Here is a 24,762-nt window from a genome sequence, read left to right as displayed (position 1 = left end):
CCATGAAAGCCTGTCTGTTCTTTGTTGCCACAATGCTTCTAGTTGGGTGTCAGGCCGATGGGCCAAAGCCAGCCCAGTACGCGCCTTCAGATCCAATCGATATGACGGGCAACTGGGAGGTGGACTACGCGCGCAGTGACAACATACAACGTCGCTTCAACACAATTATTCGGCAGTTGCAGCAAGAGGCCGATCGTCGGGCTAGAGCTGCCGAGCGCGGTCAAACCTATTCAGGCGCGCCAATGTCTTCGGGCCGAGAGCTGTTGGCGCTGGCTGAAATGGCCGAGATTATCACCGCCCCTGAGTTACTAGAGGTTATTCAGACCGACAATACAGTGAGGGTGAAGCGCGAAAATAGCTTTGCTCTCATTTGTGTTACTGACCGGCCACCACCAACCGTTACTCAAACACCGTTCGGTGTCGAGCGCTGTGGTTGGGACGGGCATCAGTTGTTTTTTGATATCACCCTTCCCGATGGCTTGACAATTCGTCATCGCTTGACGCGTTCGGCGTTGGCGGACTCTTTGATTTTGCAGACAGCAGTTTACTCACCAACCGTCCGTGACCCTTTTATTGTCAATCGAGTTTACTCTCGATTCGATCCTAAAAAGGCAGGGTACCGCTGCACACAAACTCTCAGCAAAGGGACGGTATGCACCACGGAGAAGGAAAACTGATGGCTATCCTGCTCCGCTTGCCGACACTGATGTTGCTGTTAGCTGCGGTGGGACTCGGCTGCAGTAGTCCACGAGAGTCAACGTCGGGGCTGCCGGTATATGAGAACCCCGCGGTTGCTAATGCTTCGGTTTGGCCGGCACCGGTTGCTAAGGCAACTCTCCAGACCGAACTTAAACCGCTGCCCTTGGAGGTTGGTGTTGTTGTTTTTGAAGAAGGCATACGCAACCCTGACGCACGGGATGCTCGCGATAAGTTGCGATCTGTCGAGACGCGTCTTGCGGCGACATATCTTCGTGATGTGCTGACAGAATCTGGGCAGTGGGGTGCGGTGAGGGTATTGCCCGCAGCTAGCCATTTTGCCGCGTTGACTTTGTCTGGTGCCATCGTTCACTCAGACGGCAGACATTTCGTGGTCGATATTAAAGCCATAGATGCCACCAATCGAGTGTGGCTTGATGCGCGCTTTCACAGTCAGGTCACGGCGAATGATTACCTTGATGTAACGACAGAGCCCTTCAGAGCTTTGTTTGTATCTATTGCCAATCGGCTGCGAGTTTCTGCTGACAACCTTGCGCCTACTGATATGGCGCGGCTTATGAACGTTGCAGACTTGAGGTATGCAAAAGAGCTCGCCCCAGATGCGTTCGCGTCATACCTTACCGAGGATAACGGTTATTTGAAGCCCAACCGATTACCTGCTGACTCTGATCCCATGATGGCGCGAATAGCGAGAATACGTAATCAAGAGGCGCTGTTTATTGACACTGTCGATGAGCAATATGTCGATTTGGGGAGTGAGCTAGGGCCGACCTATCGTTTGTGGCGGCGATCAAGTTTGGAACAGGCCGATTACCTTGAGGAATACACCGAACGCGCTTCAGGTCGTGAGTTGATGGCTAGGCAGGGTAGCTTTGCGGCGATGCAGCAAGTCTATTCTGCCTACCGCTCTGTACGCATACAGGAGCAGGACTTATTTGAACTCGCTACCGGTTTCGATAACGAAACGGCACCGACGGTTCTGCAGATGGGCGAGAATGTGGTGCGTCTTGGCGGCACACTCGACGAGCAGTACGCGCAATGGCGGCGTATTCTGGGTCAACTTATTGCGATAGAGCAGGGCAGTCTGTGACCCAGTATCGTTTTCTTGCAACAAGCCCCAAGGGTTTAGGTAGTCTCCTGGTTCCTGAGATGAGCGATTTGGGAGCCGTGGATGTTCGAGAGAGCGTCGCCGGAGTGACTTTCAGTGGGGGGTTAGGCGTTGGTTACCGGGCTTGTCTGCATAGCCGCTTGGCTAATCGAATTATCTTGCAGCTCAGCGAATTTGCTGCGAGCAGTGCTGATGATTTGTACGACGGAATTGCCAATTTACCTTGGTGTGACCATCTAGCACCCAGCAGTACTTTGGCTATCGATTTTTCGGGGCGCTCAGAAGATATACGCAACACTCAGTTTGGTGCCCAGCGTTGCAAGGACGCGATTGTTGACGTCTTTCGCAGTCGCGGGCTGACTCGACCTAATGTCGATACCCGATTTCCAGATTTGCGTGTTCACGTGCGACTGCATCGAGGTCGCGTCAGTGTGGGTATTGATCTCTCCGGCACCAGCTTGCACCAACGTGGGTATCGCACGGACCCAGGCAAAGCGCCGTTGAAGGAAAACCTTGCGGCTGCTGTACTGATCAGGAGCGGCTGGCCGGCTTGCCTGGAGGCAGGTCAGCCGTTGATCGATCCCATGTGTGGCTCGGGAACATTTTTAATCGAAGCCGCGATGATGGCGATGGCAAGACCGGCAGGTCTCGATCGTGAGCGCTGGGGTTTTCACGGATGGCTAGGTCATAGCCCCGACCAATGGCGAACCATTGAAGCTGACGGAAGAAGTCGTATTAGGCCAGCACCTGAAGGGGTGGAGTTGCGTGGATATGATGGCGACATACGCGCGATCAGGCGTGCCGAGGCGAGCGTTGCGGCTCTGGGCCTTGATCCATTAATTCGGGTGCGCCCGAAGGCGCTCAATACACTGACTAGGCCATCCCATCGGGCAATGCCCAAAGGGTTGATTGTTTGTAACCCGCCTTGGGGAGAGCGGTTGGGGCAGCTGTCGGCGATGCGCTTACTCTATCGCGAACTGGGGCAAGTCATTCATCGTGAGTTCCAAGGTTGGAACGCGGGTATCTTAACCGCTCACAATGAACTTGGCAGAGCCGTGGGTCTTCGCAGTCACAAGCAATACGCGCTCAATAATGGTTCCATAGATATCCAACTTTTGCTTTTCGATCTCAGTTCTAGCAATCGACTGGCATCAAACCCAGCTGATGAGAAGCCGCAGAACACGACCCCTATTTCAACTCAGGTAGCGCCCGAACCTTTGAGCGATGGGGCAACCATGTTGGCGAATCGCTTGGTCAAGAATAGGCGGCGTCTTAAGTCCTGGCTGAAATCCAGTCAAACGTCTTGTTATCGGTTGTACGATGCGGATATGCCTGAGTACGCGGTGGCAATCGACGTCTATGAGGGCATCCCTCACGTGGCAGAGTATGCGCCGCCTAAAACTGTCGATGAAAATGCCGCTGAAAGTCGTTTTCAAGAAGCACTCGCTGCGGTGCGATCGGTTCTTGAATGGCCTTCGGATCAGCCGATTGCTGCCAAGCGGCGCCAGCGCCAGCGCGGCGCTGAGCAATACAACAAGATGGATCACAAAGGGGAGCGAATCACGGTTCGTGAAGGTCGGGCTCGGTTACTGGTTAACTTAAACGATTACCTAGACACAGGTTTGTTCCTTGACCACCGGCCTTTGCGTTTAATGCTGGGGGATGAGGCCGCAGGAAAGCATTTCCTGAATCTTTTTTGCTACACCGGCGCGGCAACCATTCACGCCGCGTTGGGTGGCGCCGCGACGTCCACAAGCGTGGATCTATCAAATACTTATTTGAAGTGGTTTGAAGATAATTTAGCGTTGAATGGTCTGTCTGAGCGCCAGCACCGGGTGCTGCGAGCAGACTGTCTAACCTGGTTAGAAGGGTGTGATCGAAAATTTGATCTCGTCCTCCTTGATCCTCCGTCGTTTTCAAACTCTAAATCGACTGAAGGCACCCTAGATATTATGCGAGACCAAGTTGCCTTAGTGAATGCCTCTATGTCTGTGCTAAGCCCTGGCGGCACGCTCTATTTCTCAAATAACTACCGTCGTTTCGAGCTTGCACAAGAGTTAACGCAACGTTACGAAGTGGAAGATATCACCCGTAAAACGATCCCCGAGGATTTCAGCCGGCGACAGGATATTCATCGCTGTTGGCGCTTCCAACACCGTCCCAATGAATCTGTTTCGCCCCCCAAATAGAGCTCGGGGCAGACTAAAGTTTGTAAAAGATTGGTTGCCTGAAGTGCGCGTTCACGAAGGCTTTTAACAACTGAAATCAGCCGCACAGCTAGTCACATTGTCGGCGGCAGGGGTAACGGTTGCGTAGCGGTAATCTGAGCTGGGCTTTGTATGAATATTCGGCGCTTGCTGGGCACTTTTAAGTCCTAAGTTCAGCCCCTTGGTGTTATACTTCCCGCGCCATTTTTTACCGTTTGCCTGGCTCGTGGTCTCAGTCCTGTCATAGTTATTGAATCAGGAGCACCAGACCCTTGGGCAACTTCGGCACACCTCTTTAAATTATGCCTTCACGAGGCGAAGGCGCGTCACACATTTTACTGCTCCTGGAGATGACTTATGGGCAAAACCTTATATGACAAATTGTGGGAAAGTCATTTGGTCGAGGCCCGTGATGACGGCACAGCCTTGATTTATATAGACCGGCAATTGCTGCATGAGGTCACTTCACCCCAAGCGTTTGAGGGGCTGCGCCTTGCCGGACGCCAACCTTGGCGCATTAGCGCCAACATCGCCGTACCCGACCACAACGTCTCGACGAAGGCCAGTGAGCGTGCTCAGGGGCTAGCGGGGGTCAAAGACCAAGTGTCTCGTATCCAGTTGCAGACGCTAGACGACAACTGTGCGGAATATCAGATTCCAGAGATTCCACTGAACGACGTGCGTCAGGGTATCGTGCATGTTATGGGTCCTGAGCAGGGCGCTACGCTGCCCGGCATGACCATTGTTTGCGGTGACTCACACACATCCACCCATGGCGCAATGGCTGCTTTGGCTCATGGCATCGGTACCTCTGAGGTGGAGCATGTATTGGCCACGGGGTGTCTGATACAGCGCAAAATGAAAAATTTCCGCGTACGGGTTGAGGGCGACTTGCCCACAGGCGTGACGGGTAAAGATATTGCTCTGGCCATTATTAGTGAGATTGGTACCGCCGGGGGGACAGGGTGTGCCATAGAGTTTGCTGGGTCTGCTATTCGTGAGTTGACCATGGAAGGGCGAATGACGCTGTGCAACATGGCCATTGAGGCGGGTGCCCGTGCGGGTCTGGTCGCTGTTGACAACTGTACTCTCGACTACGTAGCGGCAACCCCCTACGCGCCCAAAGGTGCCCAGTGGGATCAGGCGGCAACTTATTGGCGTACTTTGCATAGCGATACCGACGCACGGTTCGATCGAGAGATCGTTCTCGATGCGGCGCTGATTCAGCCCCAGGTTACGTGGGGAACGTCCCCTGAAATGGTCACTGCTGTTTCGGGAAGGGTGCCAAGACTCGAAGATATGGCGACAGATACTGCTCGTCAGGGTCTTGAGCGAGCGCTGTCTTACATGGGACTCGAGCCCGGGATTTCGATCACAGATATTAAACCGGATGTTATTTTTATTGGTTCCTGTACCAATTCGCGTATTGAAGATATGCGCGCGGCTGCTGCTGTGCTCAAAGGAAAAAAGATTGCGGCTAATATCACCCAGGCACTGGTCGTGCCGGGCTCGGGTTTGGTTAAACAGCAGGCCGAAGATGAGGGGCTAGATCAGGTCTTTAAAGACGCCGGCATGGAATGGCGTGAACCCGGGTGTTCGATGTGCCTTGCTATGAACGCAGACAAGCTGGAACCCGGGCAGCGATGTGCGAGCACATCAAATCGCAATTTTGAGGGGCGTCAGGGGTTTGGTGGTCGCACGCATCTTGTGAGTCCAGCTATGGCGGCAGCGGCTGCTGTAGCAGGTCACTTCACCGATGTCCGTGATCTGATGGAGGATAGACGATGAAAGCGTTTCAGCGGCTTGAGGGACTAGTGGCGCCAATGGATCGTGCCAACGTTGATACGGACCTCATAATTCCCAAGCAATTTCTCAAATCGATTCGCAGGACTGGATTTGGCCCCAATCTTTTTGACGAGTTGCGCTACCTCGATGAGGGGCAGCCTGATGCAGATTGCAGTGGGCGTCCATTGAACACAGAATTTCCGTTAAATTTTCCACGTTATCAAGGTGCAAGTATTCTCCTCGCGAGAGAAAATTTTGGCTGTGGCTCGAGTCGTGAACACGCGCCCTGGGCACTAGACGGCGCTGGTTTTCGTGTCGTCATTGCTCCAAGTTTCGCCGATATATTCCGCTCCAACTGTTTTAAGAATGGCCTGTTACCCATAGCTCTTGATAACGACCGGGTCGATCAACTGTTTGCCCAGATGTATGAAACGGAAGGCTTCAGTCTCATTGTGGACCTGGAAAAATTGGTAATCGAGCTGCCGAATGGTGAGGCGTTTCCTTTCGAAACTGATGATTTTGGTCGAAACTGCCTCCTCAATGGTTTGGACGACATAGGGGTCACGCTGCAAGATGAAGCGGTGATTCGCGATTTTGAGCGACAGCATCAAGCGCGCTTTCCTTGGGTATTTGAGACCTTGGAGGTCTGATGAGCCATTCCATATTGTTGCTGCCTGGAGACGGCATTGGCCCCGAGGTTGTTGTTCAGGCGCGTCGAGTGCTAGAGCGCGTAGCCGATTTGTATGGCCTCACGCTCGAAATCGATGAGGCAAACTTGGGTGGCATTGCCATCGATCGAGAGGGACAAGCCTACCCAGAAAGCACTCGAATGAAAGCCCAATCTGCATCGGCCCTTTTGATGGGTGCTGTTGGGGGGCCTAAGTGGGATAACTTGCCCGCAGAGCAGCGACCAGAGCGTGGTCTCCTGGCGATCCGAGCAGACCTCGACTTATTCGCTAATTTGCGCCCGGCGATCTTGTTCCCGCAGTTGGCCGATGCTTCTAGTTTGAAGCCGGAATTAGTGGCGGGTCTCGATATTTTAATTGTAAGAGAATTGACCGGGGGCATTTATTTTGGTGAGCCTCGAGGTATTCGCACCCGGGATGATGGTGAGCGAGAGGGTTACAACACCTATATTTACCGAGAGAGTGAAATTAAACGCATAGCGCGTCTGGCGTTTGAGCTGGCTGCAAAGCGCGACGGCAGGGTAACCTCAGTGGACAAAGCGAATGTTCTCGAAGTGACTCAGCTCTGGCGCGAGGTTGTTACGCGGATCGGCGAAGACTTCACAGACGTGCAATTAGACCACCTGTACGTTGATAACGCTGCGATGCAACTGGTGCGTCAGCCCAAACAGTTTGATGTTCTTGTTACCGGGAATATTTTCGGTGACATTCTCTCGGATACTGCTGCCATGCTTACCGGGTCAATTGGCATGCTGCCTTCGGCGTCACTCAATGCGCACTCAGCCGGTCTTTACGAGCCGGTACACGGCTCGGCACCCGATATTGCCGGGCAAGATATTGCCAACCCGCTGGCGACCATATTGTCAGTGGCCATGCTGTTGCGCTATTCCCTTGATGCCGGCGATGCCGCGGCTGCCGTGGAAGCTGCAGTATCGGCAGTGCTTGATGAGGGATGCAGGACCGCTGATATAGCGGCTAAAGGTGAGGTTGTGATGGGTACTGAGGCCATGGGCTCAGCAGTGCTCAGTGCGTTGAAAGGCCGTGAAGGAAATAGCCAATGAGTAAAACGATTGATATTGCGGTTGTGGGTGCGACTGGCGCGGTAGGCGAGGCCATGATCGAGATTCTTGAGCAGAGAGAATTTCCGGTAGGTAAGTTATACCTCTTAGCGTCGGCCCGCTCAGTCGGTAAGACGGTGCGCTTTCGAGGTAAATCGATCGCGGTATCTGATCTGGCAGAGTTTGATTTCTCAAAGACCGCCATAGCACTGTTCTCGGCAGGTGGCAGTGTGTCGAAAGAATATGCACCCCGTGCTGCAGCTAGTGGATGTGTCGTAATCGACAATACCTCACACTTTCGCCGGGAAGCGGACATCCCCCTCGTCGTGCCTGAGGTCAATCCAGCGGCGATCGCGGCTTACAAAACGACGGGCATCATTGCCAATCCTAATTGCTCCACGATTCAAATGCTGGTTGCCCTTAAGCCGATTTACGACGCCGTGGGCATCTCTAGAATCAACGTGGCGACATACCAAGCCGTCAGTGGTACTGGTAAGGCGGCCATTGAGGAACTTGCGGGGCAAACGGCTCGGTTATTAAATGGTCAGCCTACCGAGACCAAGGTCTACCCTCGGCAAATCGCTTTTAATGCACTGCCGCATATCGACACATTCGAAGAAAATGGCTATACCCGTGAAGAAATGAAGATGGTTTGGGAGACCCAAAAGATTTTGGAAGACCCCAATATCACGGTTAACCCGACCTGCGTTCGAGTGCCGGTGTTTTTTGGGCACTCGGAAGCGGTTCATATTGAAACTGACACCAAGTTAACGGCTGAGGCCGCCCGAAAATTATTGGAGGTAGCTCCGGGCGTCACCCTAGTCGATGGGTCTGAGGACGGGGCCTATCCGACGGCGGTAAGTGACGGCGCGGGCAATGATGCAGTCTTTGTCGGCAGAATCCGGGAAGACCTATCCCACCCAAAAGGCCTAAATCTTTGGGTGGTCGCAGACAATCTTCGTAAGGGCGCAGCCTTAAATAGTATCCAAATAGCTGAGCTACTCGTTAAAGAGTACCTTTGACGGCGTTATTAGGGAAAAGTTGCTAGGTTAGGCCATCAAATAAACAAAAATCTGGAAAAAACGGTTATTGTAACGAGCAGAGGGACCCGCAATGTCGGACCCGAAATGTAATGCTGAGAAACTGTATGGGTAAGTCCGGTAAAACAGGAGTACTGACATTGTGGCGATACGTCATCGTGCTGGTGGTTCTGTCGCCCGCAGCAGCTTGGGCGCTGGGTCTTGGGGATATTACCCTTAAGTCTTACCTCAATGAGCCTTTGTCCGCAGAGGTAACCCTGCTCGATGTTCAGGACCTTACAGCTGACGACATTAGAGTGCGTTTAGGCACGCAGAGCGCTTTTGATCGACTGGGTATCGACCGGGCATATTTTCTCACTAACATTAAATTTGAGGTGCTGGTCGATGACAGTGCGGCGCGGATTATTCTGACGTCGACGAAGCCACTACTCGAGCCCTACTTAGACTTTTTGGTAGAGACGCGTTGGCCTGACGGGCGCTTGTTGCGCGAATATACCGTACTGGTCGATTTGCCCATCGATTCAACAAGCAGTGCCCAAAGCCGCGGGTTTAGTGCCGCGGCGTCTACAGAAGAGCAGGACCGTGCTGCCTTGGATGCGACGATTTCCCAGTTGGCGGCCTCCGGTACATCTGAGGACATGACCGGCAGAGATTTTGCTAGAGACACCCAGGCAGGCCCCAGCGTAGGAGGCCGGTACTTGGTGCAGCACGCTGATACGTTATGGGAGATTGCTCTTGAGGCGGTGCCTCAGGGCGCCACGGTCGAGCAAACAATGCTTGCGACCGTGCAAATGAATTCAGATGCGTTTTTGGGAGGGAACATCAACGGGCTGAAGGCAGGCTATGTGTTGGAAATGCCCTCTGAAGGCGATATTTTGACGTCTCAGAATGAGGCCTTGTTGGCGGTTGATCAGGCCAATCAGGACTGGCGTGCTGGTATCCGTCGCACCCCAGCATTGAGGGTGGTGGCTGACGTTGCAACCGAAGACGAGTCAATAGCTGACGACCCCTTTGAGGCCGCCTTTGCGCCTAGGGAAGAAGATAGAGCGACGTCTAGTAAACTCGACGAAAGCATCAACCTTGCCGTGGGCTCAGATTCACAGCCCAATCCGGTCGCGGAAATACCAAAAGCCGTGGAAGCCTCGAATGCCGTAGGCCAGAGCAATCTGGATGGGGGTGAGACGGGTCCAAACGCGAGTGAACTGCTAGAAATTCAGGCGAGGTTAACAGCGCTATCGGAGCAGATGGGAAATCTGCGTAATTTGGTTGTCCTAAAAGATCAGCAGATTGCGGCACTAGAGGCGCAACTGGCAGCACAGCGTGAGTCTAGGGTCGCCAATGCCAATGCTGATGTCAAAGACACCACGAGCGTTCGCTCTTTTGCCCCTATTAACCGTGGCTTTCCTTGGTGGGCCTTTGCCCTTGGGGGGGTCGCCTTGTTGGGCGTTGGAGCCGTGGTGTATTCGCGACGCGTTCAACAGCCCGTCATGATTTTAAAGCGCAACCTTCCCACTGAGCGGGAACCCTCGGTCAGCAGACCAAAAGAGCTAGACCCCAGACCTGCGGCAGCTCCAGCACCAGCTCCAGCACCTTCTCAGGCTGCAGCCCCCGGGCAGGCGCAAGCCGGGGTAGAAAATACGGTTACCCAGTCAACTAGCGATGGTGAGCGTGGGTATGGGCAACGCCTGCACAACGACTACGTCGATGAAAGCGTGGTGACTGATGCAATAGCTGAAGCTGACATCTACATGGCTTATGGCCGTCATCAACAAGCGCTCAATCTACTGGAGTCAGCGGCACAGGCAAACCCCGAGGATTCGCGAGCACTGCTTAAGATGGTCGAAATTTATCTCAAAAACGACCGGCAAGAAGAGGCAAAAAGTACCGCCCAAAAACTGAAAGGTATGGGTAACGGGCATGCCTTTGGCGAGGCCTCAAGAATGCTCTCTGAAGTCATACCTGCATCGAGCAACCTCGATTTAGGTGAACTTGCTGAGCCCGTTTCGGATGCGCCGTTGACCTTGGATCTTGAGGAAGAGGTCCTCGATGAAATCATGCCGTATGCCGATCCAGTGCCAAGAGATTCCGACGACAGCACCGATTTCAAATCCTCAGACAGCGCCACGTCAGGTACAACAGAGACAGGGGCCGCGAGTGATACGCTGAGTTACCTTTCTGATGATCCTTTTGCCCAGAAAGACGCTGCGCTGCCCCCCGAGTTGGCTGAGGTCCTCGGCTCGGATGTGCCGCCGCCACTTGCTGAGGCCGACAAAGAGCCCGAAGGCTTGGTCTATGCTGCGGAAGTTGATCCCGTCGACACACAGCTGGATCTTGCAAGAGCTTACATAGATATGGGAGACGAGGATGGAGCCCGCCCGGTATTAAAAGAGGTGATTGCTGCAGGGGATTTACGGCAGCAGGCAGAGGCTCGCGAGCTCCTCATTAATATTGACTGAGCCGTTTTCCTCATTTAGCGCAGTGAGCTGGCCCGAGGGTACACGTGTTGCACTGTGCGTGAGCTACCATGGCGGCAGCTTTTGCGGATGGCAGGCGCAGCCTCATCTTCCTGTGGCAACGGTCCAAGCAACGCTGGAGCAAGCGCTGAGCAAAATCGCCACCTGTCCCGTTACCACGCATTGTGCGGGGAGAACCGATACGGCTGTTCATGGTGTTGCACAAATTGTGCACTTTGATGATCCCGTTGGTCGCTCCCAGAAAGCCTGGGTTATGGGCGTCAATCGTCATCTTCCCGCGACGGTCAGAGTGCACTGGTCAAAATCGGTGCCTGAGGAATTTCACGCGCGGTTCAGCGCGACGTCACGGCGTTACCGATACATAATCAGTAATACAGGTATTCAGTCGCCGCATCATGTGGGCCTGGTGAGTCACTGTCGTAAACCTTTGGACGCGCAAGCGATGCACGACGCCAGCCAAGCCCTCTGTGGTGAACACGACTTTAGTGCGTTTCGTGCTGCTCAGTGTCAAGCCAGGCATCCCATACGGGAAATTCTTGAGGTTAGTGTGAAGCGGGTTGGCGACTTTGTGGTGCTCGATATTGAAGCGAATGCATTTCTGTATCACATGGTTCGTAACTTAGTGGGCTCGCTTCAAATGGTAGGTTTAGGTTTGCGGCCATGCGAATGGATTGCGGAGCTGCTTGCAGGCAAAGATAGGAGCCTTGGTGGTGATACAGCGGGGGCGGAGGGGCTTTATTTGCAATCAATCACCTACCCTCGGCGCTTTGAGTTACCACAGAATTCCCCCCCCAGTTCATTATTCCCGGGGGGCAGTTAAGAACCTCGAGGTTTGCTACACTGCAGCGCTTCATTAAACGCTGAGGTTAGTGCGTGTCCGTTCAGGTAAAAATTTGCGGTGTTACGCGAGAGGAAGACGCCCTTGCTGCTGCAAATGCGGGGGCAGACGCGATTGGCTTGGTGTTTTGGGCCGGTAGCAAGCGCGCGGTCTCGTTGGAGAAAGCAGCGGATATTTGTGCCGTATTGCCGCCGTTGATTACCGTGACAGCGTTGATGGTCGATCCGACGGCAGAAGAGGTTGAAGGTCTGCTGAACGCGTTACCCATTAATGTTGTCCAGTGGCATGGCAATGAGAACCCTGAGTTCTGTGAGCAGTGGCAGGTGCCCTACATCAGGGCACTACCGGGAGGCGTCTGTGACCGGCTTGAATCGGTAATGGCAGACTACCCCCGTGCTCGCGGTTTTCTTCTTGATGCCGTGGTTAATGGGCAATTTGGGGGAACCGGTCATCGTTTCGATTGGGATGCTATTCCGCCGACTCGAACAAGGCCTATCATTTTGGCGGGAGGGCTAAATCCCGCTAATGTTGCAGAGGCTGTGATGAAGGTGCGTCCCAGTGCGGTTGACGTAAGTAGTGGTGTTGAATGCTCGCCGGGCATTAAACAGCCAGAAAAAATTCAGCAATTCATACAGGCCGCTAGAGAGGCGGTTGAGGCATAAGTTATGACTGAAATGATTAGTCCAGATTTGTTCGCTTCGGTGCCTGACCCCGATGGGCGCTTTGGTCCATACGGTGGCAAGTTTGTTGCGGAAACTCTGATGTCTGCGTTGGCAGATCTGGAGGTGGTTTATCGAGACCTCTCTTGCGATCCCGATTTTCAAAAGGAATTTGACGCTGACCTTGCACACTATGTAGGCAGACCATCTCCGCTGTACGAAGCAAGTCGTATGTCTGACGCCATTGGTGGGGCGCGTATTTTTCTCAAGCGCGAGGACTTGAATCACACGGGTGCTCACAAGGTTAATAACACGATAGGCCAGGCATTATTAGCTAAGCACATGGGCAAGAAGCGTATTATTGCTGAGACAGGGGCGGGACAGCATGGCGTGGCCAGTGCAACGGTTGCAGCCCGTCTTGGATTGGAGTGCCATGTTTTTATGGGCGCGGAAGACATTAAGCGGCAGGCGCTGAATGTGTACCGGATGAAGTTATTGGGCGCTGAAGTGATTCCCGTGACTTCAGGTTCAAAGACGCTCAAAGATGCGATGAACGAAGCCTTACGTGATTGGGTTACCTACGTTGATAACACGTTCTATATCATCGGCACTGTCGCAGGGCCGCACCCTTATCCCATGCTTGTGCGGGATTTCCAAAGCGTGATTGGTCGCGAAGCTCGACGGCAGTCGCTCGCAATGACCGGCAAGCTACCCGATGCGTTGGTGGCCTGTGTCGGCGGTGGCTCAAACGCAATTGGGCTCTTCCATCCGTTCCTGTCAGATGAAAAAGTGATGATGTACGGCGTCGAAGCCGGTGGCCACGGAGTGGAAACTGGACAGCATGCAGCGCCATTATCTGCAGGGGTGCCAGGGGTATTGCATGGCAACCGGACGTACCTCATGCAGGATCAAAACGGCCAGATCATGGAGACACACTCAGTATCTGCAGGCCTCGATTACCCGGGTGTAGGCCCAGAGCACAGTTGGTTAAAAGATATTGGCCGAGTCAACTACGTTGCGGCCAATGATGATGAGGCGCTCGCAGCATTTCATCACTGGACGAGAACAGAGGGAATCATGCCAGCGTTAGAAACCGCGCATGCTTTGGCTTACGCCGAGAAATTGGCCGCGGAAATGACGCCCGAGCAACACATTATTGTCAATCTGTCGGGGCGAGGCGATAAAGATATTTTAACCGTTGCGGCCATTGAAGGTATTGAAGTTTAAACCCCAAAAGTAGGATAGAACGTGAGCAGACTCACCCCATGTTTTGAAGCGCTGCGACACTCGCAGCGTAAAGCCGTTATTCCATACATTGTCGCAGGGGACCCTGACGTCGCTACAACGGTGCCCATGCTGCATAGTCTCGTCGCCGCCGGTGCCGACATCCTTGAATTGGGAGTGCCGTTTTCTGACCCTATGTCAGAAGGGCCCGTAATACAACGGGGCCATGAACGTGCACTGGCTAATGATGTGTCCCTAACGCAGGTGTTAGGAATGGTGGTCGAGTTTCGACAACGAGACCAGAAAACGCCGATTGTCATCATGGGGTATGCCAATCCAGTGGAGCGAATGGGTTACGCAAACTTTGCGTCTGAGTGTGCCGCCGCTGGTGTCGATGGTTTGATCACCGTAGATTTGCCCCCTGAAGAGGTAGGGCCTCTCAATGCCGAACTGCAACAGGTAGACATCGATAATATATTTTTGATTTCGCCCACGACACCTGCGCAAAGGATTGCCACGATCGCCGCTAATGCCTCGGGTTTTATTTATTACGTAGCGGTTAAAGGTGTTACGGGTGCGGGGAACCTAGACAGTTCTGATGTTGGCATGCACTTGGATGTGATTCGTGCAGCTACGACGCTGCCAATTTGCGTGGGCTTTGGTATCAAAGACGCCGAATCTGCGACGTCCGTGGGTGCCATGGCAGATGGAGTGGTTGTAGGCAGCGCTCTCATTGATACGATGATTGGCGTCGTGGAGGCCGGTGGTTCTCTAGATGGTGGCGTTGAGAAAGCGGTAGCGCTGTTGGGGTCGATTAGAGCCGGTATTGATAATATGTAAATGTGCCCACTACTGGTGGCTAGCGTAGGGTTATAATATTGGGTGTTAGCTGATCGGAGTCCGATATGAGTTGGATTGACAAAATTCTTCCTTCCGGTGTCCGCAAGGACGAGGCAGAACAAAAGCGCGTCAACGTGCCTGAAGGGCTCTGGAAAAAGTGCATCAAGTGCGATGCGGTGCTTTATTGGCCAGATCTCGATCGCAATTTGGAAGTGTGCCCTAAGTGTGACCATCATATGCGTGTGGGTGCGCGCAGAAGGCTCGATATATTCCTTGACGCAGACGACCGTCAAGAGCTCTTTGCCGACCTCGAGCCCATCGATAGGCTTAAATTCAAAGATAAACGCAAGTATCGTGACCGATTGACGGCGGCCCAGAAAAGCACCGGTGAACGTGACGCCTTGGTGGCAATGCAGGGTCGGTTGCATGGCTTGGAGCTCGTCACCGTTGCCTTCGAGTTTAATTTTCATGGTGGCTCAATGGGCTATGCGGTCGGTGAAAAATTTACGCGCTCTGCCACTCATGCTCTCAACAACGGATTACCCTTGGTGTGTTTTGCCGCATCGGGCGGGGCGAGAATGCAAGAGGCATTGATATCCCTAATGCAAATGGCGAAAACCTCGGCAGTACTTGAGCGTCTCAAACTCCATGGCTTGCCGTTTGTGTCAGTAATGACGGATCCAATCTATGGTGGCGTGTCGGCGTCCCTTGCACTTCTTGGTGATATCAATGTGGCTGAGCCTGATGCCAGGGCAGGATTTGCTGGCCCCAATATCATTGAACAAACCATTCGCCAGAAACTCCCCAAAGGATTTCAGCGCAGCGAATTTTTGCTGGAGCACGGCGCCATTGACATGATCGTGCCTCGCTCGGAAATGCGTGACACCCTGGGTCGTATTCTCTCCAAGTTGGCGGGTCAGGAGGGCAGTCAAGAGCATCTGGCGGCATCTGTGCCTGAGCCCGTCGAATAAATTGCATGGCACTGGCTGGCGCCGAAACACTGGATGCCTGGCTGACTCACCTTGAGACGCTGCATCCGCAGAAAATCGATCTTGAGTTAACCCGTGTACAAACCGTGGCTCATCGACTTGGGCTTTTGCCTGCAAGTTGTCAAACCGTGACGATAGCGGGTACCAACGGAAAGGGCAGTTGCGTGGGCGCCTTAGCGGCGCTATTGAGCCAACAGGGCGTCTCGGTAGGCTGTTATACCTCACCGCATTTGCTGAATTTTAATGAGCGAATCACCATCGATGGTATGCCAGCAAGTGATGTCGAAATTATGGGGGCCTTTGCCGCGATCGAAGAGCACAGGCAATCCATATCGCTGAGCTACTTTGAATTTGCGACTTTGGCAGCCCTCGTTTTATTTCGGCAGAAGAGCGTGGATGTGCAGATATTGGAGGTGGGTTTGGGAGGCCGACTCGACGCCGTCAATATGCTCGATGCTGATGTCTGTGTTATCACGAGTATCGGGATAGACCACACTGAATGGTTGGGTGACACGCGAGACTTAATTGCGATCGAAAAGGCAGGCGTCGCGCGCTATGGAAAGCCGGCGGTCGTCGCTGAGCGTGATCTGCCATCAACACTATTACCCCATTTGAAAGCTTTAGGAGCAGACGTAGCAGCGCTGGACCGTGATTGGCTGCTTTGCAATTCAGAGCTGACTTTGCCCGATGGCGTTCAGCGCGTGTTGCCAGAGGTGCCAGCTCTGCAGGCAAGTAACTTAGGTGCAGCGGTGATCGCGGCGGACAAATTAAATCGCACGCCCGATCAAGATTGCATAGATGAAGCGCTGCAAAATCTTACGGTGCCTGGCCGTCAACAGCAGCTTAGAGTACAGGATCGTGTTTGGTGGCTAGACGTTGCGCATAATCGTGAGTCAGTCGCACGTCTAGCGATCGCCTTGGGCCAAGAAACCGAAGGCCAAGAGACCGAAGGCCAAGAGACCCATGTGATATTTGGTGCCATGGCCGATAAACCGCTGCGTGATATGATCGAGACGCTGGCAGATGGCGTTTCTAGTTGGCACTTGCCTACTCACGAGGAAGTCGCGAGGGCGGCTGCGCCCGCAGATTTGGCCCAGCTTATTAAAACGATCTCACCGAAGGTAACAGTGCGGTGTTATCCTACGCCTAGGATGGCCTATGAGGGCATCGAGAGCGCTTCAAAACCCGGAGATCGCATTTTGGTATTCGGATCCTTTGTGACAGTTGGTGCACAGCTTGCCTGCCTACAGCAGGTCCATACAGGTCAGGAGACCTTTGACTGAATGAATCCCATTCTTCGTCAACGCTTGGTTGGTGCTCTGGTTTTGATAGCCCTGTGCGTGGTTTTCTGGCCCATAGTTTTTGTTGAGTCCGTTGATCAGCAACCGATTGAGTTGCGGCCAACACCCCAACGTCCCGATATTGATACGTCACCCCTAGCTCAGCCGCAGTCCCAAGAGGCGACCATTCGCGAGCGAGTAAAACCGCCAGAGATTGATCGTGAGTCTCAAATGCAAGCGGATGAAATGACTCGATTAGTGGACGGGGAGTCCGACAGCAATCTCTCCGAGTTAAACGCTGTAGATTCGGTGCAAAAACTTGAGCTTCGTGATGCGGCGCCTATTGTTCCGGTGCTTGATGCAGCGGGTTACCCCCAAGCCTGGGTGCTGCAGGTCGCGACAGTGAGTTCAGAGTCAAGAGCTAAGACCCTAGTCGAACAACTCGTCGACAAGGGCTATCCAGCCTTTCATGCCCGCTTTGCGAGGGATACAGTTGTTCAGTGGCGTATCCAGATTGGCCCAAAGTTTGAAAAAGAAAGTTTTGAATCGATAAAATCCGAAGTCGACCGCGTGCTGAAAGTGAAATCTATGGTAGTCAGGTATCAACAACCTCTATGAATGAAATTGAACAACAATTGAGTGGCGCTACATCCGGTTTCAACGGGTTTGATTGGTTTATCGTATTGGTTTTGGCGCTCTCGCTGTTAGTGGGTCTGTATCGAGGCCTAGGTCGGGAAATTCTCTCCTTATCCGGATGGCTAATAGCTTTTGTTGGCGCCAATTTGCTGGCGCAATCTTTGGCTGACTCCCTCACGGCTTTGGTTGAAAATGAGACGCTGCGCTTCCTGGTGGGGTGGGCTCTGATATTTGTTGGAGTCTTGGCTACTTTTAGTGTCCTCGGTCGCTTAATGGCGCGGCAGATGCGTCAGCCCGGGTTCAATTTGGGCAACCGTGTCTTTGGCGCTTTGTTCGGTTTATTAAGGGGCGTTGTGTTCGTGATCGTAGCGACCTTTGTGTTGCGTTCAGTTGTTCCTGACTCTGAGCAAAACTTGATCGATCGCTCGTCCCTTATGCCAACGATTGATGAGATTGCGACTCAACTAGGTGGCTATACAGCTGAGATTCTAAAAACTGAACCCGTTGAGCAGGTCGAGGAAACCCTCGAGTCTGCTGATATGATCTGACTCGGAGAGACATCCATGTGTGGATTGGTAGGTATCGTCGGCGGTACTGACGTGGCGACGGAAATCTATGATGCGCTGACGATGCTGCAGCATCGTGGTCAGGATGCCGCCGGTATCATGACCTGCTACCGCGGCAAATTTTTGCAGCGAAAGGGCGAGGGGCTGGTTAAAGATGTTTTCCGTACCCAGCATATGTCCCGTCTTCTGGGATCATTTGGCATTGGCCACGTTCGCTATCCGACTCAAGGAAGCTCGGGTACGGCGTTGGCTCAGCCTTTCTACGTGAACTCTCCCCACGGAATAGCGCTCGCTCACAATGGCAATCTCACTAATGCATCCCAGTTGAGCGCTGAGATTTTTGAAAGCGATCGTCGGCATCTAAACACGGACTCCGACTCAGAGGTGCTGCTCAACGTCTTTGCCCATGAAATCCAGCGATTGGGAAAGCTATTTCCCGATGCGGATGACATTTTTGCAGCAATTTCAGCGATGCACGAACGCTGTGAGGGCGGCTACGCCGCCGTGGCAATGATTGCAAACCTGGGCATCGTCGCTTTTCGAGACCCATTTGGTATTCGACCGTTAGTGATTGGTATTCGGGAGCACGAGGGTAGGGAGCCTGAATATATGGTTGCCTCAGAAAGTGTGGCTCTGGATGTTTTAGGGTTTCGTCTGTTGAGCGATGTTGCGCCTGGTGAGGGTATCTTTATTTCCGCTGCAGGCACCCTAATTCGCAGACAGTGCTCAGAAAAAACGAAGTTGATGCCCTGCATCTTTGAGCACGTCTATTTTGCGCGACCTGACTCACTTATTGATGGCGTTTCCGTGTATAAAACTCGCATGCGTCAAGGCGAGCGACTTGCGCGCAAAGTACTGAAACTGCGCCCTGATCATGACATCGATGTGGTGATTCCAATCCCTGATACGAGTCGAGTTGCTGGGCAGTCTCTCGCCCATGAATTGGGTGTTAAGTTCCGTGAGGGCTTTATGAAGAATCGCTACATCGGCCGGACTTTTATTATGCCGGGCCAAAGTCAGCGAAAAAAATCGGTACGACAGAAACTGAACCCTGTGCCACTGGAGTTTGACGGCAAGAATGTCATGTTGGTTGACGATTCCATCGTGCGTGGCACTACATGTCGTCAGATTATTCAAATGGCCCGAGATGCGGGTGCAAAAAACGTGTATTTCGCGTCAGCCGCACCAGCCATTCGATTTCCGAATGTTTATGGCATTGATATGCCCGCTGCCAATGAGCTTATTGCCCACGATCGAACGGAGGAAGAGATTGCCGATTTGATCGGCGCAGACTGGCTGGTATATCAAGATTTAGAGGATCTCCTGGCCTGTTCTCAAGAGGGTAATGAGGCTATTGAAGATTTTGAGTGCTCGGTCTTTGACGGCTGCTATAAGGCGGGTCAGATTGACGAGCAGTACCTTAATTCGATTGAGGCCGCCCGTTCTGAGGGCTCTGAGATACGGCTCGCGGCCGCGCAAGATGGCGCCGTTGTGGGATTACATAATGATGTGTAGAGCAGTCGCTTTGCCTACCACTGCGAACACCCCGGGAGCCTCGTGAGATCCGTCGATAAAGGGTCGTTGCCCGACTGGTTGCATAATGCCCATGAAGAAACGTTGGGTATTCGAGCGGGCATAGCCCGCAGCGGTGAGGGTGAACATGGCGAGCCCATATTCACGACATCTAGCTATGTTTTTGATAGCGCGGCAGACGCCGCTTCTCGCTTCAGTGGTGAGACTGGCGGCAACGTTTACTCGCGTTATACAAACCCTACCGTGCGGGTTTTCGAAGAGCGCTTGGCGGCTTTGGAAAATGCTGAGTCTGCAGTGGGAACGGCATCAGGTATGTCTGCTATTTTGGCAACGTGCATGGCCTTCCTCAGCAGTGGCGACCATGTTGTCTGCTCCCGCGATGTTTTTGGCAGCACGGTTGGTTTGTTCGATAAATACCTGCCCCGTATGGGGGTTTCCGTATCCTTTGTACCTCTGGGAGATGTTGCTGCGTGGCGCGCAGCAGCAAATGAAAAGACTCGATTGTTTTACTGTGAGACGCCCTCTAACCCTGTCTGTGAAGTTGCTGACATCGCAGCTTTAGCCGCGGTCGCCAAAGATTTTGAAGCGCGCCTCGTTGTTGATAATTGTTTTTGTACACCAGCGCTGCAGAAGCCCCTTGAGCACGGTGCAGATATCGTCATCCATTCTGCGACCAAGTATCTAGATGGCCAGGGGCGCATGTTAGGTGGTGCAGCTGTCGGATCGGCTGCAGATATGGCAGAGGTCACCAACTTCATCCGCACCTGTGGCCCCTCAATGAGTCCCTTTAACGCCTGGGTCTTTTTGAAAGGTCTAGAGACTCTCAGTCTTCGTATGCGTGCGCATTGCGAGAACGCTAATGGGCTTGCTCATTGGTTGCAGCAGCGCCCGGACGTAGCTCGTGTTCACTATGCTGGCCTTTCAGATCATCCGGGGCACCAGTTGGCAAGTCGTCAGCAAAGCGGCTTTGGCGGCGTGCTGTCTTTTGAGGTGCCTGGCGGGCAAGACGCGGCATGGCGTTTTATAGATGCAACATCGCTGATGTCTCTTACCGCAAACTTAGGAGACGTCAAGACGACAATTGTGCACCCCGCCACGACGACGCACGGGCGGCTATCACCAGCGCAACGTAGTGCGGCAGGCATCACGCCAGGGTTGATTCGGATTGCTGTCGGACTCGAGCACATCGACGACTTGAAGGCCGATTGCCAGCGCGGCTTTGACGCTCTCGGCGTTTAGGTCCATATCTGTGTCAGCATCCGATGTTCCAGCGCTTATCAATCATGCAGTCGCTAATATTGGTGAGGTCTTGTTAGGCAAAGAGCAAACAGTGCGGCAAGCGTTGTGCTGTTTGCTGACTTCAGGACATTTACTGCTCGAAGACCTGCCCGGCATGGGCAAGACCACTCTGGCTCACGCATTAGCGGATGTATTAGGGCTTAGTTACGCGAGAGTTCAATTCACCTCTGACCTTTTACCTTCAGATATTTTGGGGGTGTCAATTTTTAGTCGTGATACAGAGGCGTTTCAATTTCGCCCGGGCCCAATATTCAATCAACTGCTTTTGGCTGATGAGATAAACCGGGCAACACCGCGTACCCAGAGCGCGCTGCTCGAGGCGATGGCAGAACGACAGGTCAGCATCGACGGCGAGTCTAGGCCTTTGCCTGAACCATTTTTTGTTATCGCTACGCAAAATCCGGTTAATCAGTCGGGCACTTATTCGCTCCCTGAGTCTCAGCTTGATCGATTCCTTATGCGACTCTCGTTGGGCTACCCCAATTCAGAGGCGGAGCGGGAGTTGTTACAGCGGGGTAGTCTGCCGATTAAATCTATCGTTAAGCAATGCATTACATCCCAGCAACTTCTTCAAATGCGGGCCTTGATAGATAAGACCGCGCTCTCCGAGAGCTTGTTGGGATATATTCAACGTTTAATAGCGTTTACCCGAGAGGCGTCAGAATTCGCGGTAGGCTTGTCCCCCCGTGGTGCGCTTGCTCTTGTTGGCGCGGCCAAAACTTGGGCGCAAATGGAGGGTAGAGATTATGTGGCTCCTGATGATGTTCAGGCGGTGTTAGGCCCTGTTATCGGCCATCGATTGATTCCCAGTGCCGACTACGCGGGTGACGGGGAGGCGTTGGTAGCGCTGTTGCGTAGCCAAGTTGATGTTATTCCCGGCTAGCCATCAAGACCGAGTAAAGAGCTTCCTGCTTCAGCGTTATCGCCGTTGGCTGGATCGGCGCCTGCCAGCGGCTAGGACGATAATGCTGACTCAGCGCAGGCTTTTCATTTTTCCATCGCGGCAGGGCTTTTTATTTGGGTTCACCCTGCTGCTCATGCTTCTGACAGCAATTAATTACCAGAATAACCTCGCCTACGGTCTAACATTTTGGTTGGCCATGCTGTTTATTGTGGCGGTTCATTTTACCCACGCTAATTTACTCAACATGGTGATTACGGGTATTCGTGCAGAGTCTGTTTTTCCTGGGCAGCAAGCAGAGTTTGTATTCCGAATCAGTTGTAAGAGCTCGCGGCGGGGGCATCATTCAGTGAAACTGATATGGCCGGGTAGCGAGGTTTTGGTTGATGTTCCTGCAGGTGGTGAAGTAGAGGTAGCACTTCATCATCCGGTCAATGCGCGGGGGTGGTTTGCTTCGCCAAAACTAAAAATTGAGTCGAGGTACCCGCTAGGGCTTCTTCGCTGTTGGAGCTTTGCCAGCTTTGATGTCCGTGCGCTGGTTTGGCCGCAACCGATTGCAGTGGACAGCTGGGAGTCTCCCTACAGTGAGACCGCTAATCAGGGTTTTAGCGATCAGGAGGGCCTTGACGATTTAATGGGCTTTAGGGATTACCGTATAGGCGACGCGCCCCGATTGATTGATTGGCGTAGCCATGCTCGAGGGCTGCCGCTGCAAAGCAAACTCCACTCAATGCCCCAACATAAAAATCATTGGTTAGATTGGCGTGATTTTAGTCGTGGATCTGTAGAGCAAAAACTCTCCTGGCTGTGCTGGTTGGTCTTGCAACATCACGCGCGTGGAGAAAATTTTGGTCTTCGCTTGCCCAATCTAGAGCTACCCATCGCGGCAGGCGATCGACAGCGTGACTTAGCACTGCGCGCCTTGGCATTGCACGAGCTAGCTCAAGGAGGGGCGATGTGATTTCAGGTGAACAGTTGCCTCGACGATCACTGCTCTGGCTCATTAGTTGCCAGATTGCCGTCATGTTACCCCTTCTGGAACGAATCCCCCCTTGGGTTGTTGCTATTTATTTGGCGACAGCCCTGTGGCGTTTGCAGATGTTTCGTCAGCGTGCAGAAATGCCACAGACTTGGCTGCGTTTACTCCTTGGAGTCGCAGGTGCGATGCTGGTGTTTATAAGCTATGGCACATTCATAGGTCTGGAGCCCATGGTGGCTTTATTGCTCGTTGCAGCGGCGTTAAAAATCCTTGAGGCAATTCGCGACAGAGACGGTTATCTACTCGTTTGCTTGGGATTTTTTATTTGCGTGACGCAATTCATCTTCACCCAAACATTGCCCGCTACCCTGTACTCGGTGTTTTGTACGGGACTTTTGGTGACGGCACTGATTAGCTTGAATCAAAGTCCCGCATTAGTAGCGTCAAAGAATGAGCCGTTACTAGCGCTTAAAATGTTGACACTTGCAGTACCCATGATGGTTGTACTGTTTCTCCTATTCCCTCGAATTGGTCCTATCTGGAGCGTGCCCTCCAAATCTGGGCAGGGCCAGACGGGAATGAGCGATTTTCTGCGACCCGGCGCTGTGACCAAGTTAGGGCGCTCAGCGGATGTAGCTTTTCGGGTTCAATTCGATGACGTGATTCCTGAAAACCCGTCTTTGTATTGGCGGGGCTTGGTGCTCAGTGAATTCAAGGAAGGGGCTTGGCAAACGCTAGGGTGGCGAAAATTGCCGAGTTCAGAGCGAAAGCCAACACGGCCTGAAGTTCTTGGTGAGCCACTGCGGTACCGAGTTGTCTTGGAGCCAACACAGCAGCGCTGGCTTTACGGAATAGCGTATGCAGATTCATCAACGTCAGGGGTGTATGAGGCGAACGATTTTCGGCTAGCTGTCACTAGCCCGATTGAATTCCAGTTTGGTTACGACGTCACCTCATGGCCAGGTGTGGCACTGCAACCAAATCTAAGTACCTGGCGAAGGCGCCTGGAAACGGCTTTCCCAAAGGGGTTGAATCCGCTTACCGAAGTTTGGATAAAGAATTTGCGCGATCAGCACAGTGATGACCGAAATTTCGTGGTGGCATTGCTCAATTACTTTAGAGAACAGCCGTTTTACTACACGCTGGAACCTCCGGAAATTCAGTCACAAGATTTCGTTGATAAATTTATCTTTGATTCTCGACGAGGCTTTTGTGAACACTATGCCTACAGTTTTGTGGCAATGCTCAGGATGGCCGGAATACCGGCAAGAATTGTAGCGGGATACCAAGGGGGCGAAGTTAACCCTCTAAACAATACTTTAGTGGTCAGGCAGTTTGATGCTCATGCTTGGGCAGAGGTGTGGTTTGCGGGTGAGGGCTGGGTTCGCGTTGATCCCACCGCAGCGGTTGCGCCAAGTCGAATTGAACTTGGTATCGAGGCTGCTTTGGACGGGCAGCCCGGGTTTTTGTCTGATTCCCTGATATCGGCTTACCGTTTCCGGAGTATCAATGTATTGAATTGGGTTCGGCTCCGTTATGACGCCTTAACGTTTAGTTGGCAGAGCTTTGTGGTGGGCTTTGATAGCACACGTCAAATCGGCCTCTTGAAAGACTGGTTTGGTGAAATCAGGGTCTCGTGGTTTATCGTGCTGATGCTTGGTAGCTGGGGTTTGGTTCTTCTGCCCCTAATGCTCTGGTTGCACCGAGTGCGTCGAATTCAACTGTTGCTGCCTGCTGAGCGCCGCTTCAGCGCTATCTGCGTGCGTCTTGAGAAACGCGGGTTAGAGCGCCCCTTTGGCGAGCCGCCGTTGCGCACCCTCAGGCGCGCCCGTGAGCAGCTTCCAGTTGGAGACCCCCTGTGTCTTGCGCTAGAGGCAGCAATTGGGGAGCTTTACCAAGTAGCCCCTGAAGCTTCAGAGGCCCCGTAAGCGCCTTTTTGAGTC

21 protein-coding genes are annotated in these 24,762 nt (G+C 53.1%); all 21 read left to right on the top strand.

The genetic code is table 11. From position 1 onward, the window contains the following. Positions 1–2: 2 nt before the first annotated feature. Complete coding sequence (locus tag ACMAY6_RS09325; RefSeq protein ID WP_435211244.1) at positions 3–677, top strand: hypothetical protein; 675 nt, start codon at positions 3–5, stop codon at positions 675–677. Next, positions 677–1,807, top strand: a complete 1,131-nt coding sequence (locus ACMAY6_RS09320; protein ID WP_435211242.1) for a hypothetical protein — start codon at positions 677–679, stop codon at positions 1,805–1,807. The genes ACMAY6_RS09325 and ACMAY6_RS09320 overlap by 1 nt, the downstream gene beginning before the upstream one ends. After that, positions 1,756–4,014, top strand: coding sequence for a bifunctional 23S rRNA (guanine(2069)-N(7))-methyltransferase RlmK/23S rRNA (guanine(2445)-N(2))-methyltransferase RlmL (gene rlmKL / locus ACMAY6_RS09315; RefSeq protein WP_435211240.1), 2,259 nt, complete (start codon positions 1,756–1,758; stop codon positions 4,012–4,014). Before ACMAY6_RS09320 ends, rlmKL begins: the two co-directional genes overlap by 52 nt. A 375-nt stretch (positions 4,015–4,389) precedes the next feature. Next, positions 4,390–5,820: a 3-isopropylmalate dehydratase large subunit gene (gene leuC, locus ACMAY6_RS09310; protein ID WP_435211238.1), complete on the top strand. Its 1,431-nt coding sequence runs from the start codon at positions 4,390–4,392 to the stop codon at positions 5,818–5,820. Further along, positions 5,817–6,467, top strand: a complete 651-nt coding sequence (gene leuD / locus ACMAY6_RS09305; RefSeq protein ID WP_435211237.1) for a 3-isopropylmalate dehydratase small subunit — start codon at positions 5,817–5,819, stop codon at positions 6,465–6,467. The genes leuC and leuD overlap by 4 nt, the downstream gene beginning before the upstream one ends. Further along, positions 6,467–7,564: a 3-isopropylmalate dehydrogenase gene (gene leuB, locus ACMAY6_RS09300; protein WP_435211235.1), complete on the top strand. Its 1,098-nt coding sequence runs from the start codon at positions 6,467–6,469 to the stop codon at positions 7,562–7,564. Before leuD ends, leuB begins: the two co-directional genes overlap by 1 nt. Then, complete coding sequence (locus ACMAY6_RS09295; RefSeq protein ID WP_435211233.1) at positions 7,561–8,583, top strand: aspartate-semialdehyde dehydrogenase; 1,023 nt, start codon at positions 7,561–7,563, stop codon at positions 8,581–8,583. Before leuB ends, ACMAY6_RS09295 begins: the two co-directional genes overlap by 4 nt. Before the next feature lie 125 nt (positions 8,584–8,708). Continuing rightward, positions 8,709–11,057 (top strand): FimV/HubP family polar landmark protein, encoded by a 2,349-nt coding sequence (locus ACMAY6_RS09290; RefSeq protein WP_435211231.1) that lies wholly within the window; start codon positions 8,709–8,711, stop codon positions 11,055–11,057. A 22-nt stretch (positions 11,058–11,079) separates the two neighbouring features. Continuing rightward, positions 11,080–11,895 carry a tRNA pseudouridine(38-40) synthase TruA gene (gene truA, locus ACMAY6_RS09285; protein ID WP_435215980.1) on the top strand — a complete coding sequence of 272 codons (816 nt, stop codon included), beginning with the start codon at positions 11,080–11,082 and terminating at the stop codon, positions 11,893–11,895. A gap of 53 nt (positions 11,896–11,948) precedes the next feature. Then, positions 11,949–12,575, top strand: a complete 627-nt coding sequence (locus ACMAY6_RS09280) for a phosphoribosylanthranilate isomerase (RefSeq protein WP_435211229.1) — start codon at positions 11,949–11,951, stop codon at positions 12,573–12,575. Positions 12,576–12,578: 3 nt separating this feature from the next. Continuing rightward, entirely contained in the window at positions 12,579–13,799 is a 1,221-nt protein-coding gene (gene trpB, locus ACMAY6_RS09275; RefSeq protein ID WP_435211227.1) for a tryptophan synthase subunit beta, read from the top strand. A 21-nt stretch (positions 13,800–13,820) separates the two neighbouring features. After that, on the top strand, positions 13,821–14,636 hold the full coding sequence (gene trpA / locus ACMAY6_RS09270) for a tryptophan synthase subunit alpha (RefSeq protein ID WP_435211225.1): 816 nt from the start codon (positions 13,821–13,823) through the stop codon (positions 14,634–14,636). 65 nt (positions 14,637–14,701) lie between these two features. Then, complete coding sequence (gene accD, locus ACMAY6_RS09265; RefSeq protein ID WP_435211223.1) at positions 14,702–15,607, top strand: acetyl-CoA carboxylase, carboxyltransferase subunit beta; 906 nt, start codon at positions 14,702–14,704, stop codon at positions 15,605–15,607. Between the two features lie 5 nt (positions 15,608–15,612). Further along, positions 15,613–16,908 (top strand): bifunctional folylpolyglutamate synthase/dihydrofolate synthase, encoded by a 1,296-nt coding sequence (locus tag ACMAY6_RS09260; protein ID WP_435211221.1) that lies wholly within the window; start codon positions 15,613–15,615, stop codon positions 16,906–16,908. Then, positions 16,909–17,523 carry an SPOR domain-containing protein gene (locus tag ACMAY6_RS09255; protein ID WP_435211220.1) on the top strand — a complete coding sequence of 205 codons (615 nt, stop codon included), beginning with the start codon at positions 16,909–16,911 and terminating at the stop codon, positions 17,521–17,523. Continuing rightward, positions 17,520–18,089, top strand: coding sequence for a CvpA family protein (locus ACMAY6_RS09250; RefSeq protein WP_435211218.1), 570 nt, complete (start codon positions 17,520–17,522; stop codon positions 18,087–18,089). The genes ACMAY6_RS09255 and ACMAY6_RS09250 overlap by 4 nt, the downstream gene beginning before the upstream one ends. Positions 18,090–18,104: 15 nt before the next feature. Next, the gene (purF, locus tag ACMAY6_RS09245; RefSeq protein WP_435211216.1) at positions 18,105–19,622 is read left to right on the top strand and encodes an amidophosphoribosyltransferase; all 1,518 of its coding nucleotides are present in this window, start codon (positions 18,105–18,107) and stop codon (positions 19,620–19,622) included. A 42-nt stretch (positions 19,623–19,664) separates the two neighbouring features. After that, the gene (locus ACMAY6_RS09240; RefSeq protein ID WP_435211215.1) at positions 19,665–20,879 is read left to right on the top strand and encodes an O-succinylhomoserine sulfhydrylase; all 1,215 of its coding nucleotides are present in this window, start codon (positions 19,665–19,667) and stop codon (positions 20,877–20,879) included. Between the two features lie 10 nt (positions 20,880–20,889). Beyond that, positions 20,890–21,822, top strand: a complete 933-nt coding sequence (locus ACMAY6_RS09235; RefSeq protein WP_435211213.1) for an AAA family ATPase — start codon at positions 20,890–20,892, stop codon at positions 21,820–21,822. Beyond that, on the top strand, positions 21,806–22,801 hold the full coding sequence (locus ACMAY6_RS09230; protein WP_435211211.1) for a DUF58 domain-containing protein: 996 nt from the start codon (positions 21,806–21,808) through the stop codon (positions 22,799–22,801). The genes ACMAY6_RS09235 and ACMAY6_RS09230 overlap by 17 nt, the downstream gene beginning before the upstream one ends. Continuing rightward, positions 22,798–24,747, top strand: a complete 1,950-nt coding sequence (locus tag ACMAY6_RS09225; RefSeq protein ID WP_435211209.1) for a transglutaminaseTgpA domain-containing protein — start codon at positions 22,798–22,800, stop codon at positions 24,745–24,747. Before ACMAY6_RS09230 ends, ACMAY6_RS09225 begins: the two co-directional genes overlap by 4 nt. Positions 24,748–24,762: the final 15 nt, after the last annotated feature.

It is taken from the genome of Luminiphilus sp. nBUS_16 (genome assembly GCF_051201645.1).
Lineage (GTDB): Bacteria > Pseudomonadota > Gammaproteobacteria > Pseudomonadales > Halieaceae > Luminiphilus.
Note: the sequence above shows the minus strand (reverse complement) of the source record. Positions and strands in the feature narration are given on the sequence as shown.

Excerpts from the sequence above, each read along its gene's own strand:
- ACMAY6_RS09320 (WP_435211242.1), top strand. The coding sequence starts at position 677 with ATGGCTATCCTGCTCCGCTTGCCGACACTGATGTTGCTGTTAGCTGCG.
- ACMAY6_RS09250 (WP_435211218.1), top strand. The coding sequence starts at position 17,520 with ATGAATGAAATTGAACAACAATTGAGTGGCGCTACATCCGGTTTCAAC.
- ACMAY6_RS09230 (WP_435211211.1), top strand. The coding sequence starts at position 21,806 with ATGTTATTCCCGGCTAGCCATCAAGACCGAGTAAAGAGCTTCCTGCTT.
- ACMAY6_RS09260 (WP_435211221.1), top strand. The coding sequence starts at position 15,613 with ATGGCACTGGCTGGCGCCGAAACACTGGATGCCTGGCTGACTCACCTT.
- trpB (WP_435211227.1), top strand. The coding sequence starts at position 12,579 with ATGACTGAAATGATTAGTCCAGATTTGTTCGCTTCGGTGCCTGACCCC.
- ACMAY6_RS09325 (WP_435211244.1), top strand. The coding sequence starts at position 3 with ATGAAAGCCTGTCTGTTCTTTGTTGCCACAATGCTTCTAGTTGGGTGT.
- ACMAY6_RS09295 (WP_435211233.1), top strand. The coding sequence starts at position 7,561 with ATGAGTAAAACGATTGATATTGCGGTTGTGGGTGCGACTGGCGCGGTA.
- purF (WP_435211216.1), top strand. The coding sequence starts at position 18,105 with ATGTGTGGATTGGTAGGTATCGTCGGCGGTACTGACGTGGCGACGGAA.
- leuD (WP_435211237.1), top strand. The coding sequence starts at position 5,817 with ATGAAAGCGTTTCAGCGGCTTGAGGGACTAGTGGCGCCAATGGATCGT.
- ACMAY6_RS09255 (WP_435211220.1), top strand. The coding sequence starts at position 16,909 with ATGAATCCCATTCTTCGTCAACGCTTGGTTGGTGCTCTGGTTTTGATA.
- rlmKL (WP_435211240.1), top strand. The coding sequence starts at position 1,756 with ATGGCGGCGTATTCTGGGTCAACTTATTGCGATAGAGCAGGGCAGTCT.
- leuB (WP_435211235.1), top strand. The coding sequence starts at position 6,467 with ATGAGCCATTCCATATTGTTGCTGCCTGGAGACGGCATTGGCCCCGAG.
- accD (WP_435211223.1), top strand. The coding sequence starts at position 14,702 with ATGAGTTGGATTGACAAAATTCTTCCTTCCGGTGTCCGCAAGGACGAG.
- leuC (WP_435211238.1), top strand. The coding sequence starts at position 4,390 with ATGGGCAAAACCTTATATGACAAATTGTGGGAAAGTCATTTGGTCGAG.
- ACMAY6_RS09290 (WP_435211231.1), top strand. The coding sequence starts at position 8,709 with ATGGGTAAGTCCGGTAAAACAGGAGTACTGACATTGTGGCGATACGTC.